The organism is Kitasatospora sp. NPDC001175 (genome assembly GCF_053598215.1).
Window position 1 is genome coordinate 106,870 of the sequence record NZ_JBSFJU010000017.1, and the last position, 14,533, is coordinate 121,402.

At 72.0% G+C, this 14,533-nt stretch carries 11 protein-coding genes; 10 read left to right on the forward strand and 1 reads right to left on the reverse strand.

Annotation, left to right across the window (positions count from 1 at the left end; all coding sequences use genetic code 11):
- Window positions 1-474 precede the first annotated feature (474 nt).
- From ACWDAK_RS15510 to ACWDAK_RS15535, 6 genes are all read left to right on the forward strand, one after another.
- Window positions 475-2,289, forward strand: a complete 1,815-nt coding sequence (locus tag ACWDAK_RS15510; protein WP_427393634.1) for an alkaline phosphatase family protein — start codon at window positions 475-477, stop codon at window positions 2,287-2,289.
- Window positions 2,290-2,836: 547 nt separating this feature from the next.
- The gene (locus tag ACWDAK_RS15515) at window positions 2,837-3,796 is read left to right on the forward strand and encodes a LysR family transcriptional regulator (RefSeq protein WP_344636669.1); all 960 of its coding nucleotides are present in this window, start codon (window positions 2,837-2,839) and stop codon (window positions 3,794-3,796) included.
- 359 nt (window positions 3,797-4,155) lie between these two features.
- Entirely contained in the window at window positions 4,156-6,699 is a 2,544-nt protein-coding gene (locus ACWDAK_RS15520) for a collagenase (RefSeq protein ID WP_427393635.1), read from the forward strand.
- Between the two features lie 256 nt (window positions 6,700-6,955).
- The gene (locus ACWDAK_RS15525) at window positions 6,956-8,011 is read left to right on the forward strand and encodes a magnesium and cobalt transport protein CorA (protein ID WP_427393636.1); all 1,056 of its coding nucleotides are present in this window, start codon (window positions 6,956-6,958) and stop codon (window positions 8,009-8,011) included.
- A 111-nt stretch (window positions 8,012-8,122) separates the two neighbouring features.
- Complete coding sequence (locus ACWDAK_RS15530) at window positions 8,123-8,659, forward strand: GNAT family N-acetyltransferase (RefSeq protein WP_344636672.1); 537 nt, start codon at window positions 8,123-8,125, stop codon at window positions 8,657-8,659.
- Between the two features lie 112 nt (window positions 8,660-8,771).
- Window positions 8,772-9,611 carry a nucleotidyltransferase gene (locus ACWDAK_RS15535; RefSeq protein WP_427393637.1) on the forward strand — a complete coding sequence of 280 codons (840 nt, stop codon included), beginning with the start codon at window positions 8,772-8,774 and terminating at the stop codon, window positions 9,609-9,611.
- A 103-nt stretch (window positions 9,612-9,714) separates the two neighbouring features.
- Here the strand turns inward: ACWDAK_RS15535 and ACWDAK_RS15540 are convergent, their stop codons facing one another.
- Window positions 9,715-10,176, reverse strand: a complete 462-nt coding sequence (locus ACWDAK_RS15540; protein WP_427393638.1) for a hypothetical protein — start codon at window positions 10,174-10,176, stop codon at window positions 9,715-9,717.
- Window positions 10,177-10,768: 592 nt separating this feature from the next.
- Here ACWDAK_RS15540 and ACWDAK_RS15545 point away from each other — a divergent pair.
- From ACWDAK_RS15545 to ACWDAK_RS15560, 4 genes are all read left to right on the forward strand, one after another.
- Window positions 10,769-11,014, forward strand: coding sequence for a hypothetical protein (locus ACWDAK_RS15545; RefSeq protein WP_344636675.1), 246 nt, complete (start codon window positions 10,769-10,771; stop codon window positions 11,012-11,014).
- Window positions 11,015-11,102: 88 nt separating this feature from the next.
- Window positions 11,103-12,461 (forward strand): hypothetical protein, encoded by a 1,359-nt coding sequence (locus ACWDAK_RS15550; protein WP_427393639.1) that lies wholly within the window; start codon window positions 11,103-11,105, stop codon window positions 12,459-12,461.
- Window positions 12,462-12,722: 261 nt separating this feature from the next.
- Window positions 12,723-13,874, forward strand: coding sequence for a macro domain-containing protein (locus tag ACWDAK_RS15555; protein ID WP_427393640.1), 1,152 nt, complete (start codon window positions 12,723-12,725; stop codon window positions 13,872-13,874).
- Window positions 13,871-14,533 (forward strand): hypothetical protein, encoded by a 663-nt coding sequence (locus tag ACWDAK_RS15560; RefSeq protein ID WP_344636678.1) that lies wholly within the window; start codon window positions 13,871-13,873, stop codon window positions 14,531-14,533. The genes ACWDAK_RS15555 and ACWDAK_RS15560 overlap by 4 nt, the downstream gene beginning before the upstream one ends.

The following is a 14,533-nucleotide window of genomic DNA, read 5'->3' on the forward strand; positions in this document are numbered from 1 at the left end:
TCGCTGCCGGCCACGGCCACCGCTCCGTCCTCGTTCACCTGGATGGTGGCCTTCTCCGCGGCCTCGTTGAGCGGATCCGGAGCTCCAGCTGGAGGAGGGGGTCGCTGGCCGGAACGCGGCTCCCGGCAGTAGTCCGCTGTCCACACCGGCGAGAGCGGCGAAGTCGTCGTCGCCCTGCTGGTCGTAGCGTCCACAGTCTCCAACTCGCCTGGCAAGCCGATGAGATGACGTCGGCTCCGGGTCGGTGCGAGTTGGATGTACGCACTTCGTCTGCGCCTGTTGCCGGGGCGGGCATTCGCGACGGGTGCGGCGGGAAACACGCCGTGCCCGTACGGGCCTGCGTGTCATGAGCCCGAACTTGTCTGATCAAGTTCGACTGGCATTCTTCCGCCGGACAGCACCGGCCGGTACCTATGTCCCGTCCATGGCGCACAGCCATGGCGATCACCCCCACCAACGGGACGAGGTATCCCTATGCGACTGCGCTCGAGCTCCCTCGGCGGGCTGCTCGCCGCCCTACCCCTCCTTGGCGCGCTGGTCGTCGCCGCCCCTGTCCCCGCCCACGCGGCAGGGAGCAGCGGCAACCTGATCGTCAACGGTGACGCGGAGGCTGGCGGCTACTGCACCAACGACTGGAGCGCGGCCACCACCGTCCCCGGTTGGACGGTCCAGGCCGGCGGCGTCAACGTCATGTGCTACACGGCCGGTTCCTTCGGCCAGCCGAACGACGGCAACACGCCCGGAAAGGCCTTCTTCGGCCCCGGCAACTTCGGGGACGGCTCGATGGCGCAGACCGTCGACGTCTCCTCGGCCGCCACGGCGATCGACGGCGGCGGAGTGCACTACAACCTCGCGGGTTGGCTGGGCGGTTGGACGACCTACGGCGGTTACGCCGCCGTCAGCCTGCACTTCCAGGACGCGAACGGTCACCCGATCGGTGCGACCGCCAAGCTGCCGACCGTCTCCGCGACCGACCGCGGCCTGTCCACCAAGTTCCTCTCCCGCAGCGCCACCGGCTCCGTCCCGGCCGGGACGAGGTCGATCCAGGCCGAGGTGCAGTTCCTGTCCACCTCCAGCGAGACCGGCTACCTGGACGACCTCTCCCTCACCCTCGACACCCCGGTCACCGCACCGGCACCGGTGGCCCCGCCCGCGTCCAGCGTGCCGGGCTACGACCACGTGTTCACGGTCATGATGGAGAACACCGACTACTCCCAGATCATGAACGACCCGGCGGACACGCCGTACATGCACAGCCTGATGTCCCAGGGCGCCACCCTCACCGACGCCCACGGCGTCTACCACCCGAGCGACGAGAACTACCTCGCCATCGCGGGCGGCGACACCTACACCAAGGGCGCGACCTACTGGCCCAACATCAACTCCCCGCAGCGCAACCTCGGTGACACGATCGAGGAGGCCGGCAAGAGCTGGAAGGCCTACGAGCAGGGCATGGGCACGCCCTGCAACACCACCACCCAGTACGACGCCAAGTACGAGCCGGACGACGCGCCGTTCATCAACTACACGGACATCGGCGGCAATGCGGCCCGCTGTGCGGCGCACCTGTTCGACACCTCGCAGCTGACCACCGACCTGCGGTCGGCGGCCACCACCCCGAACTTCTCCTGGATCGCCGCTGACGACTACTACGACGGCGAGGCGTCCGGCAACGGAAACGCCACCAGCCTTCAGGTGCAGGACGGTTGGCTGAAGCAGACCCTCGCCCCCGTGCTGTCCTCGCCCGCGTGGACCCAGGAGCGCTCGCTGCTCATCCTGACCTGGGACGAGAGCGAGAACGAGGGGTACAACCACGTCGCCACCCTCGTCCTCGGCTCGCAGGGCACCGTCCCGGCCGGGACCAGCAGCCCGCTGCACTACGACCACTACAGCATCGGCCGTACCATCGAGTCGGCTCTCGGCCTGCCCGGGCTGACCGCCAACGACACCTACGCGACGCCGCTGGGCGCTGCCTTCGCACCGTCCACGGCGACCACGGCGATGCTGGCCGGCGACCTGAACGCGGTGGCGAACGGCGGTAATGTCACCTTCCGTTACGCCGTGCCGAACGCCTCGCAGGTCAGCACGAAGAACTGGGTCGGCATCTACCCGGCGGGCGTGACCCCGGGCTCGCAGTCCTCGCTGGCCTGGGCCTACGCGCCGAACCAGAGCGGCACGGTCACTCTGACCACGAGCAAGCTGAACGGCGCGGGCAGGTACGACGTGTACTACCTGGCCAACGACGGCTACTCGGTGCTGGCCGGACCGTTCTCACTGACCGTCGGCTGACGCCTCCCGACGCCGCTCGCCCGGCAGGGGTCGCAGGTTCGAACCCTGTCGTCCCGACGTGAGTCGGAAAGGCCGCTGGCCGGGAGAAATCCCAGGTCAGCGGCCTTTTGCATGACGCCCCGGCAGTGAAACGGCGGACCTGTGAGCACCCACTGAACGACGTTGCTGGGGGTTGGATGGGGACCATCCCTGAACGCCCGGGGCCCGTGCGCCTGATCCCGGAAACCATCGGCCCGCCGGCCCGCCTTCTGGCACCGCCCCAGCTGATCGACGCACTGCACTGATCCTGGACGCAGGCCCGTTCTCGTGGTGCGGTCGTGGCCGTCGACGGCTCGACGGCTCGTCGGGCGGCGAGGGCGACGAAGCGCGCGTAGCCGTCCGCGGTGGTGGAGGGCGTGCGGCGGGACGGGCTTGACGCGAAATGGAGGCGGCGAGATCGTGAACAGGGTCTGTCATGTCACATGTGCCATGACAGAGGCGGGAGTGGTGAGCCAAGCGCGCCATCGGGAGGGCGTGACCGGCTCCCCGGGCAAGGGAGGGGCACCCTGTGGAGTTGGAGCTTCGGCATCTTCGGGTGTTGTGCACGATCGCCGACACTGGCAGCGTGGGTCGGGCTGCCGTGGCGCTCGGGGCCTCGCAGCCCGCCACCAGTACCCAGCTGCGCCGGATCGAGCGGCATCTCGGCGCGCCGCTGTTCGAGCGAACGGCCTCCGGTGTGGCGCCGACCGGCTTCGGTACCGAAGTGCTGGCGGCCGCGCGCGAGGTGCTGGCGCGGGCCGACTGCCTCGGTCGCCGATCGGCCGAGGAGGCCGCGCAGAGCCGCCGGGAGCTGCGGCTGGCGGCCACCAACTCGCCGATCCTGCCCGGTCTGCTGTCCCGGGCCAGAGCGCAGATGCCCGACCTGCTGTTCACGGTGAGCAGCGTCTACCGCTCCTCGGAGATCGTCGAGCTCCTGGAACAGGACAGCCTGGACGTCGCCATCGCCGTCGACTACCCGGGCATGGAGCTGCGGCACTCCGAAACGGTCGCGCACCGGGGCATCGTCACCGAACCGAGCTTCGTGGCCCTGGCCGCCGGTCACCGGCTCCGACACCGCACCGAGATCGCGCTGGCCGACCTGGCCGAGGAGGCCTGGTTCCTGACCCCCGATGACGGCGCCGGCTGGCCCGGGGTCTTCCTCACGGCGTGCGCCTCGGCCGGCTTCGCCCCGGCGACGGTGCACGAGTTCCTCGGCGACCGGCTGGAGCTCCAGGACATGATCGCCGACGGCCTCGGCGTCTCCGTCGTCCAGGCGACCACCCGGCCGCTGGCGGACGTGGTCGTCAAACCCCTGATGGGCACGCCGCTCTGGGCCCGCTACCTGCTCGCCTGGCGGCCCGCGGCGATGACCGGGACGGTGGTCGAGGCCCTGTTCGGCGCCGCGACCGCGGCCTACCGGGAACTGATCGCCGGCTCGCCGCACTTCCAGGCCTGGGCCTCGAGAACCTACCGCGCGCCGCGCCCGTGACCACTTGCTCGTCACCACCGCGCCCGTGACCACTTGCTCGTCACCACCGCGCCCGTGACCACTTGCTCGTCACCACCGCGCCCGTGACCACTTGCTCGTCACCACCGTGCCCGTGACCACTTGCTCGTCACTACCGCGCCCGTGACCACCGCGCCCGGGGTCGTGGGCACGCCCGCCAACTCGCCGCGCGGGCCGGTGTTATGGCGGATCCGCGCATTCTGATATCCCCTTCACGCATTGTCCGCTCCGGCAGCCCGGTGACAGGATTTCGTCAACCCTCACCCCCTCACCCCCCTGCCTGACGCTCAATGAGCTTCCCCCACCCAGGAAATGGACCAGCAGTGCGTTTACGAATACCCATGTCCAGGTTGGTGGCCGGCATCGTCGCCGGCTGCGCGTCCGCTGTCGGCCTGCTGCCGGCACCCGCCCTCGCCGCGTCCGCCCCGGCCCCCGCCAAGCCGGCTGCCGCGGTGTCAGCCGCCCTCCCGAAGCCGCTTGGCGCCACCATCCCGGGCGGCTCGGAGGACTTCGCCCCGGTCGCCACCCCGCTCCCGCCGGCCCTGCTCGGCCAGGCGGTGATGGGGCATCCGTCCGGTACCGCCGTGCAGACGGCCCAGGGCGCGCCTGCGGCCAAGCCGGCCGCGGCCAGGCCGACCGCCCTTGCCGCCCCGCGGGCGCAGAGCTGCACCCCGGCCGACTTCGGCAGCCGGTCCGGCGACGCGCTGGTCTCGTACGTGGAGTCCTCGACCACCGACTGCGTCAACACCCTCTTCAACGTCACCGGCACCAGCGCGGGCAGCATCTTCCGGGAACCGCAGATGCTCAGCGTCGCCGACGCCTTCCGGAAACTGGCGACGGGCTACGGCGGTGACGACTCCGCCGGCATCTGGCAGTCGGTGCTGTTCCTCCGTGCCGGGTACTTCGTCCAGTCCAACAACGCGTCCTCCGTGGGCGGTTACGACGCGAAGCTGTCGGCGGCGAGCAAGGCCGGACTGGACGCCTTCTTCGCCAACCCGCACGCGGCGGACGTCACCGCGAGCAACGGCGACGTGCTGTACGACGTGCTGGTGCTCACCGACAGCGCGAACCTGCAGGGCGACTACCTCAACGTCTACAAGCAGGAGCTGAACGGCTACAACAGCTCCTACGACGCGATCCCCAGCATGGTGAACGCGGTCAACGCGGTGCTCCTCGCGCCGCTGTGGCGCGCCAACTGGAACCCGGACTTCGTCGCCGCCGTCACCGCCGACCCGAGCATCCTCGACACCCTGAGCACCTTCGCGATCAACAACAAGGGACTGTTGAACGGCGCGAACGCCTTCCTCGACGTCAACGCGGGCAACGACCTCGCCCGGATGACCGGTGACGGCCCCGCGGTCGAGGCCGTCGCGAAGCCGCTGGTGAAGTCGGTGCTCGGTGCCTCCGCGATCACCGGCCCGACCGGCCCGCTGTGGGTGCACACCGCCTACCAGGCCAACGCCTTCGACGGCTCGCAGTGCTCGTACTACGGCGTCTGCGACCTGCCCGCGCAGCTGACCGCGGCGGTGCTGCGGGACACGTACGCGTGCGCGCCGAACCGCACCATCGTGGCGGAGTCGCTCTCGGCGTCCGACCTGGCCGCGGTCTGCTCCAGCCTGCAGGGCGAGGACCCGTTCTTCCACAACCTGGTCAAGGACGACGGCCCGGTTCCGGGCCAGTACGACCAGACCATCACGCTCGCGGTCTTCGCGAACAAGGCCGACTACACCACGTACTCCTGGGCCATCTACGGCAACTCGACCGACAACGGCGGCGAGACGCTGATGGACCCGACCGACCCGAACAACCAGGCCGTCTCGGTGATGTACCAGAAGTCGTGGAACGACGGCTTCGTCGCCAACGTGTGGAACCTCAACCACGAGTACACGCACTACCTGGACGGTCGCTACGACATGAAGGGCACGTTCGGCACCGAGATCTCCGTGCCGGACGTCTGGTGGATCGAGGGCGTCGCCGAGTACGAGTCCTACGCCTACCGCGGCACCACCGACACCCAGGCGATGCAGGAGGCGGCGAAGCACACCTACAAGCTCAGCACGATCTTCCAGAACACGTACGACAACTCGGACTCGACCCGGGTCTACCCGTGGGGCTACCTCGCGGTCCGGTACATGTTCGAGAAGCACCCGACCGACGTCCACACCATGCTCGGCCACTTCCGCACCGGTGACTACCAGGGCGGCTACGCGGTCTACAACAGCCTCGGCACCGCCTACGACGCCGACTTCGACAGCTGGCTCACGAGCTGTGCGGCGGGTGCCTGCTACGCCCCCGGCCCGACGGCGCTGTTCGGCCAGTCGGTCAACGGCAGCACGGTCAGCCTGACCGACCAGTCCGTCGAGACCGGCAGCGGCAGTCTCACCTCGTGGTCCTGGACCTTCGGCGACGGCACCTCGTCGACCGAGCGGAACCCGAGCCACACCTACGCGGCGGCCGGCACCTACACCGTCGCGCTGACCGTCACCGACAGCTCGGGCAGGACCGCCAGCACACCCGCCTCGGTCACCGTCACCAGCGGCGGCGGCACCGTCCTGCCGACCTGCACGGACCCCCGCACGGACGCGATGGGCCAGAACTGCTCGCGCGCCGACCGGGCGGAGCGCGCCGGGAACCTGGACTACCTGTACATCTACCTGCCGGCCGGCACCACGACCCTGAAGGTCTCCACCGCCGGCGGCTCCGGCACCGCCTATCTGTACTACGACCCGAACACCTGGGCCTCGCCGGAGTCGTACACGGCCTCGTCCACCAACCCGGGCACCACCCAGAGCCTCACCGTCACCAACACGACGGCCGGCTACCGGTACCTCAGCCTCTACGCCGACACCGACTTCAGCGGCGTCACCGTCAGCACGGAGTACTGACCGACCGAGCCCCGAGCAGGGCAGTCACGCATGGAGCACCGTTCGCCATGCGTGACTGCCCTGCGGCCTGCCCGGGGACCGGTGGCGGTGGGGGCCGGAACCGCGGCAGTACGGGAGGAACAGCCGCCGGCCCCGGGTTGGCCCGCGGGGAAATTCCGGCCGGGGCGGAGGAGGATCTTGCTGGAGGCGTATACGGCACGCTACGCCGCCGGCGGGCGACAGGCGGCGCAGTCGGCCTGAGGTGAGGAGGACGGCCGTGATCGTCGACTGCGCGTACTACCGCGACGGGCGCCGGCAGCACGAGGGCGCGATGTCACTGGAAGAGGCCGCCGCGCGCCGCGCACAGGGCGGCTTCGTATGGCTCGGCATGTTCGAACCGGGCCCCGACGAACTGGCCAGGGTGCGTGAGACCTTCGGACTGCACGAACTCGCCGTCGAGGACGCCCAGGCCTTTCATCTGAGGCCGAAGGCCGAGCAGTACGAGGACGGCACGGAGCTGATCATCCTGCGCACCGCGCGCTACGACGACGAGCGTGAGGAGGTCGACACCGGCGAGATCAGCATCTTCCTCGGCGAACAGTTCGTGATCACAGTCCGCCAGGGAATCGCCAGCGAGCTGGCCAGCGCCCGCAGCCGACTCGAACGCCGCCCCGAGCTACTGCGGACCGGAACCGCCTCGACGCTCTGGGCGATCCTCGACCAGGTGGTCGACAGCTACGCGCCCGTCGTCTCGGAGCTCGAACGCGACATCGAACAGATCGAGGCCACGGTCTTCTCCGGGGCGGTGGCCCCGACCGAACGCATCTACTTCCTCCGCCGTGAGGCCACCGACTTCTACCGCGCCGTGCACCCGCTGCTCGCCGTGCTCAACCGGCGGCTGCAGCCCGGCAAGTCACCGACCGAACTACTGCCGTACTTCCGCGACGTGCACGACCACCTGCTGCTGGTCAACGAGGAGGTCGCCGCCCAGCGTGACCTGCTGGCCACCGTTCTGGAGGCGAACATCGCGGTGATCTCCGTCGAGCAGAACAAGATCAACCTTCGGCAGAGCGACACGATGGAGCGGCTCACGATCCTCGCGACCGTATTCCTCCCGCTGTCCTTCGTGGTCGGTTTCTTCGGGCAGAACTTCGGGTGGCTGATCGGGCACATCGCCGGCTTCACGGCGTTCCTCGTCCTCACCGTCAGCGGCCTGCTGGCGCCGTGCGTGGTCCTTTACGTCTGGCTGCGCCGGCGCCGCCGCCAGCCCGGACCCGGGATGCCGGAGGTGCGCACCGCCGTCCCGCACGCGCCGGCAGGCTCGACGAAATGATCTTCGCCCGCTGTGGACGGCCACGCCGCGAGAACGTCGGCCGGTGTGGCACGATGCAGGGGACTGGTCGAAACCGGCGGCCCGCAGACAGTCGTGAGGTAGGAGGGACGAGTGTCGTCCAGGGGTGCTGAGCTGACGTTCCGCCCGGCCGTGGCGGCGGACGTGCCCGCGCTGGTCGCGCTGGTCGAGTCCGCGTACCGGGGCGAGGCCAGCCGGGCCGGGTGGACCACCGAGGCCGATCTGCTGGACGGCCGCCGCACCGACGCCGCGGGCGTCACCGAGGCGATCGAGCACCCGCACGGCCTGGTCCTGGTCGCCGAACGGGACGGCGAGCTGCTGGCCTGCTGCCAGCTCGAACGGCGCGGCCACATCGCGTACTTCGGTATGTTCTCGGTCCGTCCGGAGCGCCAGGGCGGCGGACTCGGCCGGGCCGTGCTCGCACATGCCGAGCGCGTCGCACGTGAGCAGTGGGGCGCCGCCGAGCTTGAGATGACGGTGATCGAGCAGCGGGCCGAGCTGATCGCCTGGTACGAGCGCAGGGGCTACCGTCGCAGCGGCGTCCACCTGCCGTTCCCCTACGGCGACGAGCGCTTCGGGGTACCGCGCCGGCCGGACCTGCGCTTCGAGCGGCTGGTCAAGGATCTCTGAGCGGGTGTTGACGGCCGGGGCGCCGATGGCCGGCCTGCGATAACGGTTCGCCCGGCCGGGCCCGCCTGCGGCAGAGTGCTGCCGTGAGCGACGGTACCGGGAGGGGCGAGCAGTGACGGCGGCTGGGATCGAGACGACGGACCGGGGGCTGGACGCCGACGGGTACATCGCCCGGGAGGGCGCGCTGAGCCGGGTGCCGGACGCCTTCGCGCCGGTGGTGGAGGCGGCCCGTACCCGGATCGCCGAGAGCTTCGGCCCGTCGCTGCTGCACAGCGCCTACCTGTACGGCAGCATCCCGCGCGGCACCGCCGTTCCCGGCGTCTGTGACCTCGACCTGCTGCTGGCGCTGCGCCGGGAGCCGACCGCCGACGACCGGGCGGCGGCCGCGGACGTCCTGGCGGCGCTCGACGCGGAGTTCCCGCAGATCATGGGTGGCGGAGTGCTGCTGTTCAGCGAGCCTGTCCTGCTGAGCGAACTCGAACGGTACGACCTCGGCTGGTTCCTCGCCTGCCTGTGCACCCCGCTGCTCGGCGAGGACCTGGCCGCCCGGCTGCCCCGCTACCGGCCGTCCTCGCTGCTGGCCCGGGAGACCAACGGTGACCTGGCAGCGGCGATCCCGCGCTGGCGTGAGCGGCTGGCGGAGGCGGTGGCGGCGGAGGGCTCCGAGGACGAGCTCAGGGCACTCGGCCGCAGCGTCTCGCGTCGCCTGGTCCGTACCGGATTCACGCTGGTGATGCCCCGCTGGGGCGGGTGGACCAGCGACCTCACCGCCTCCGTCGAGATCTTCGCGCGCTACTACCCCGAGCGGGCCGAGCGGATGCGTACCGCCCTGACGGTCGCCCGGACGCGGAGCGGCGACGCGGCGCTGCTCACGATGCTGGTCGAGGAGCTGGCGCCGTGGCTGGCCGCCGAGTACACCGCCGTCCACGGGGAGAAGGCGCCGCGCGGGTAGGCCGTGGCCTCCGGCCGGTGCCCCGCTGGGACGTGCGGGGCGGTGCACTACCGGGACGCGGTGCCGCGGTAGGGCCGGCCGGTGGCCGGGAGCGGGTGCTCGCTCAGTTGCCGTAGAGGCCGCGGCAGATCCTGGCCTGTTCCGAACCCGGCGCCCACTGGCCGAGCCGCTCGGCCTCGGCGCACACCCTGAGCGAGGGGAACAGGCCGGTCGGGGCGGTCGGCGGCGATCCCGCGTGGGAGTCGTGGCGGTGCGGGGCGGCGGGTCTGGGCCGGCTGTGTTGACGAGGCGTCCGCGGCTGTTCGGGCTGAGCGTCGGAGTGGTCCTCCGCCGTCGCGACGTCGGCCGACGGGCTCTCGACCGGGGCCGCCGACGGTGTGGGCGAGGCCGAGGGGCTCGCGGAGCTCGTGCGAGGAGCGGCCGAGCGGAGGACCGAGGTTCCTTCGAGGGACGGACTGCCGGACACCGGTGCGGTGACCAGCGCGTCGGTGTGTCCGCCGGACGGCCCGCAGGTGGCCAGCAGACCGCCCAGCAGCGCGCACCCGGCCAGGCCGCCCGCCACCATCACCGCCCGGCGGGCCCGGCGACCCGGGGGCGGCGGGAAGGTGACCGGCGGCTCCCACGGGGCCGACGGCGGTGCCAGTGTTACGGCCAGTGGGGGCGGTGTCGGTGGTGCGGCTGGTGGGGGCGGTGTAGCCGGTGCTGGTGGTGCGGCTGGTGTGGGCGGGGCCTCCGGTGGGGGCGGTGTCGCCGATGTCGGTGGTGCGGCTGGTGGGGGCGGTGTAGCCGGTGCTGGTGGTGCGGCCGGTGTGGGCGAAGCCTCCGGTGTGGGCGGGGCGTCCGGGGGCGGCTGCTCCCACTCGTACGTCCACGGTGGCTGCCACTTCTCTTCCACACGTCCTCCCGCGCGTTCGTGCCCGCACCGAGCGGCGGGCCGCTGTGTTCAACGAGCCAGGGACGCAGGGCGGAACGCCCGTTTGGGAAGAGCTTGGAGCCGGTGTCCGGCCCGTGGAGTGCTGCCGGGTGCGGTCCGGGCCGCGGCATGAGGTGAGGCACGATCTGCGGCTCGGGTCGCGGCTTCGGGGGACGGCGGGGTACGGCATCCGCACGGCGGCCGTGCGGGTGCGTGAAGCCGCCGCCCCGTCGATGCTGAGTCCATGAGCAGCCACAAGGATGACGTCGCGGCCGAGCAGGAGCCGCTGGTGAAGATCGCCGAGTTCCGTACGGACAGCCGCTACCGGCTGGTGCACTTCCACGGTGTCGGGTGGGAGCCGCTCGCACCCGAGGAGTTCGAGCCCCGGATCAAGCAGCTCTTCCCTGACCTCGACCCGCACGACCCGGTACGGGTGCAGTGGGACGACCGCCCCTGGGAGTGGCCGGCCTGGCATCCCGGCGAGGCGTGACGCGCGGCGCCGCCGAGCAGATCGGGTGTGGCGATTCGGCCCTGGCGGGGCCGGCCGGGCCGTAGTCTCGGACGGTGCGAGCCGCAACGTGGCAGGACGCCTGGACGGGGGCCGACGGGCCGTCCACCTCGGCAACGTCGCCGACTTCAACGCGCAGTTCCTGCCGCAGAGCACGGAACTGCGGCGGCTGGGTCACCACTACTCCTGCCTGGCCGCCTTCTACACTCCGCACCCCGCGGTGCTGGTCCTCCCGCTCCAGATCGAGGAGGGCTGGCTCCGCGGGCTGACCGGCGCCCTCGACTGGGAGCCGGTGGAACTGCACAGCGGGATCGCCGGCGAGGACTCCACGCTCGCCGAGGGGCTCGCGGCCCGTCCCGCACTGCGGCAGCGGATCGGTGAGCTCGGGCTGCCCGTCCGGCCGTGGGGAGCGACCGCCGCACCGGCCGCGAAGCCGGGCGACGGCGGCGGCCCGTGGGGCCGGGGCGGCGTACGGAGCGGGGTGCTGGAAGCCGTGCGGCGCTTCGAGTCCAAGGCCGAGTCGCACGTGCTGTTCGCCCGGCTCGCCGCGCAGCACCCCGCCGTCCGGGTGCCCGAGCAGCGGCTGGCGGGCTCGCCGCGCGAGCTGACCAGGCTGGTACGGGAGCACGCCGCCCTAGGACGGACCGTCGTCCTCAAGGCGCCGCACGGTGTGGGCGGTTACGGCACCGCGGTACTGACGGCCGGCCGGGTCGCAGCGGCGGGCGGTCCCCGGGCGGCGCTGCGCGAGCTGACGGCAGCGGGCGTCCTGCCGCCGGGTGGCGGGATCCTGGTCGAGGAGTACATAGCCGCCCATCGTCGCTTCCCCGACCTCACCTTCGACGGGGTGATCGCCGAGGACGGCGGCGTCCATGCCGTGGGCGTGGCGGTGATGGACGTCGAGGGCGTCCACTACCGGGGTGCGACGGTCGGGCCGGGCGTGGTGCCGGAAGTGCTCGCCGGCCCGGCCCGCGCCTTCGGCGAGACGGTGGGCCGGGCGCTCGCCGAGGAGGGCCACCGGGGCTGGTACGACATCGACTTCGTGGTGGACCGGGCCGGTCGGCTCGCCCCGACCGAGACCAACCTCCGGCTCACCGGCCCGGCCGTGGCCTTCATGCTGCGGGCCCGGCTCGACGCCGTACGCGGCCCGGCCGGTCACTGCGTACGCACCATCGACCAGGTGCCGCTCGGGGTCCGGCTTTCGCAGTCCGCGCTGCTCGACCAGCTGGACCGGGTCGCCGCCCGGCTCACCAGGTTCGGGGCGACGCTGCTGCCCACCATCCCGACCGCCGGCTTCGAGGAACTTCCCACCGTGGGCGTCGCGTTGGCCGCCCGGTCGGTCGACGAGCTCACCGCGGCGGAGGCGGTGCTGCGTACCGCGCTGCTCGAACCAGCCTATCTGTGGGGCGACTTGGAGAGCGCGGCCGGCTGACCCGGCGGGTCTCGTCCGGGCATCGGGTGGTCCGCGCGGAGCCGGGGTCGCTCACGCTTTCCATGCCCGGGATTTCGATCCCGCACGGACGCACCGGATCGGTGGGGAGCTTCCTCGTGCGCTGCGCGGCCCGGAGCGAAGGGCCGTCGCGACGACCGGACTTCGACCAGGAACCGCCCGGCGGCCGACCGGCCGGGACGGTTGGATGGAGAGGCGGGAACCGACTTGTCGTAGCCGTCGCGGCGGTGCGATCCTTCGGGCATGCCGCAGACAGACCTGCCTGACCATGTGTCAGTCCTGAGGGAGGTGCGGGAGGTGCGGCGAGCCGGCCTGGTGCGGCTGCGCGAGCTGGAGCTGCCGTCGCTGACCAGCGCCGCGAGTGCGGTCGAGCCGTCCGCCGGGCCGGAGTACCGTGCCGCCTCCGTCGAGCGGCTGCTGCGGCTGGCGCTGGCCGGGATCGACTCGGGCACGCTCCGGTCGGCCGCCGAGTACAGCCTGGGCCTGGCCCAGGGCACCCGCGACTGGCCCCCGGCCGACCGGCGCAAGCGCGCGGCCGGGGTGTACGGGGTGAGTGTCGAGCGGTTCCGCAAGCACCACGAGGTGATGGTGCTCGGGGAGCTCGCGGAACAGGTGGTACGGCTCAGCGCGCAGGCGGCGGTCGAGTCGGCGCCCGTTACGGACCAGCCGTCGGCCGTCCCGCTCACCGGCGGGCACCGCGAGTTGCGGGTGCGGGTGGGCGGCCGGACCGTGGCGGTCACGCTGCACGTCCACCCGGTCGACCTGCTGCGGGACGTGGACGTGGTGGTCTCGCCGACCAATACCTACCTCGCCCTGCCGGAACCTTACAAATCCTCGGTCTCCGCCTCGCTCCGGCGGGCGGGTGCGCTCCGCGGACCGACGGGGGAGCTCGTCGAGGACCTGGTCCACGACGAGCTGCGGAGGTGGACCGCCCGGTACGGAGCGCCGGGCCGGGCGGTCCTTCCCGGCGCGGTGGCGGCGGTCGGCTCCGGCGCGCTCGCGGAGCAGGGCATCCGCCGGATCTACCACGCGGCGGTCGCCGTGCCCAGACCGGGGACCAATGACTACGACGTCCTGCCGGCCGACGTGACCCGGGCGGTCGCCAGGGTCTTCACCCTGCTGGCCGAGGAACGAGCCCGGTTCGACCCGCCGCTGCGGTCGGTCTGCCTCCCGCTGCTCGGCTCCGGGCGCGGTGGTCTGCGCCACGAGGCCAGCATCGCCGCGCTCTGGGCGGCCGTGGACGCGGAACTGGCGCGTGGCGCGGACTGGGAGGTGCACCTGGTGGTGCGCCGGACGGCTGTGGCGGATTTGGTGGAACGGCTGCTCACCGGGGCGGACCCGGCGGCTCCGGCAGCCTCGGCGGCCTCGGTGGGCCCGGTTGGAAGGATGCGATGAACCCGTACCGCGTGCTGGCGGCTGCCGCGGCCGACTGGGAGCGGCTGTCGCGGCTACTCCCCCCGGAGTCCCTACGGCAACTCGCCGGACTGCTCGAGACCTTGAGGTCACTCGGCCAGGACGACACCGGCCATGCGGACCTCTCGGCGCGGGCGGCCCGGCTGCTGCTGGACTCGCTGCCCGGGCGGGAGGCCGAGCTGCTCGACCCTGGCGCGGGAGCCCGGTTCGACGGCGCCGCGCAGGAGTACGCGCACCCGGGCTTCAAGCCGGACGATCTGGCCGTGCTGGTGCTCGACGGTCACCACATGGTCGGTCCGGTACTCGGCACGGTGCGTCAACGGCTGCTGGCCGCACCGGCGTTGGACGAGGTGGAGCTGCGGCTGCTGGGCGGCGACCCGGCGACGCCGGGGCTGCTGCGGCTGCCGGGCCCGGGCGGCACGGAGCGGCTGCCGGACTTCCAGTTCGGCGCGGGCGGCCGGCTCCGGCCCGCCGTGCTTGAGGTGAACCTCCTGCTGGACGCCGAGCAGGACCCCTGGGCGGTCGCGGACTGGTGGCTCTCGGCCAACGCCTGGCTCGGGTCCGGCCCGGCCGAACTGCTCGGCACCGACCGGGAGGGCCAAGTGGTGGACGCCGCACGGTATCTGGCGGAGGGGGAGTAG

Coding starts and splice junctions, on each gene's coding strand:
- ACWDAK_RS15560 (WP_344636678.1), top strand. CDS start 13,871: ATGAACCCGTACCGCGTGCTGGCGGCTGCCGCGGCCGACTGGGAGCGG.
- ACWDAK_RS15510 (WP_427393634.1), top strand. CDS start 475: ATGCGACTGCGCTCGAGCTCCCTCGGCGGGCTGCTCGCCGCCCTACCC.
- ACWDAK_RS15520 (WP_427393635.1), top strand. CDS start 4,156: ATGTCCAGGTTGGTGGCCGGCATCGTCGCCGGCTGCGCGTCCGCTGTC.
- ACWDAK_RS15555 (WP_427393640.1), top strand. CDS start 12,723: ATGCCGCAGACAGACCTGCCTGACCATGTGTCAGTCCTGAGGGAGGTG.
- ACWDAK_RS15540 (WP_427393638.1), bottom strand. CDS start 10,176: ATGGTGGCGGGCGGCCTGGCCGGGTGCGCGCTGCTGGGCGGTCTGCTG.
- ACWDAK_RS15545 (WP_344636675.1), top strand. CDS start 10,769: ATGAGCAGCCACAAGGATGACGTCGCGGCCGAGCAGGAGCCGCTGGTG.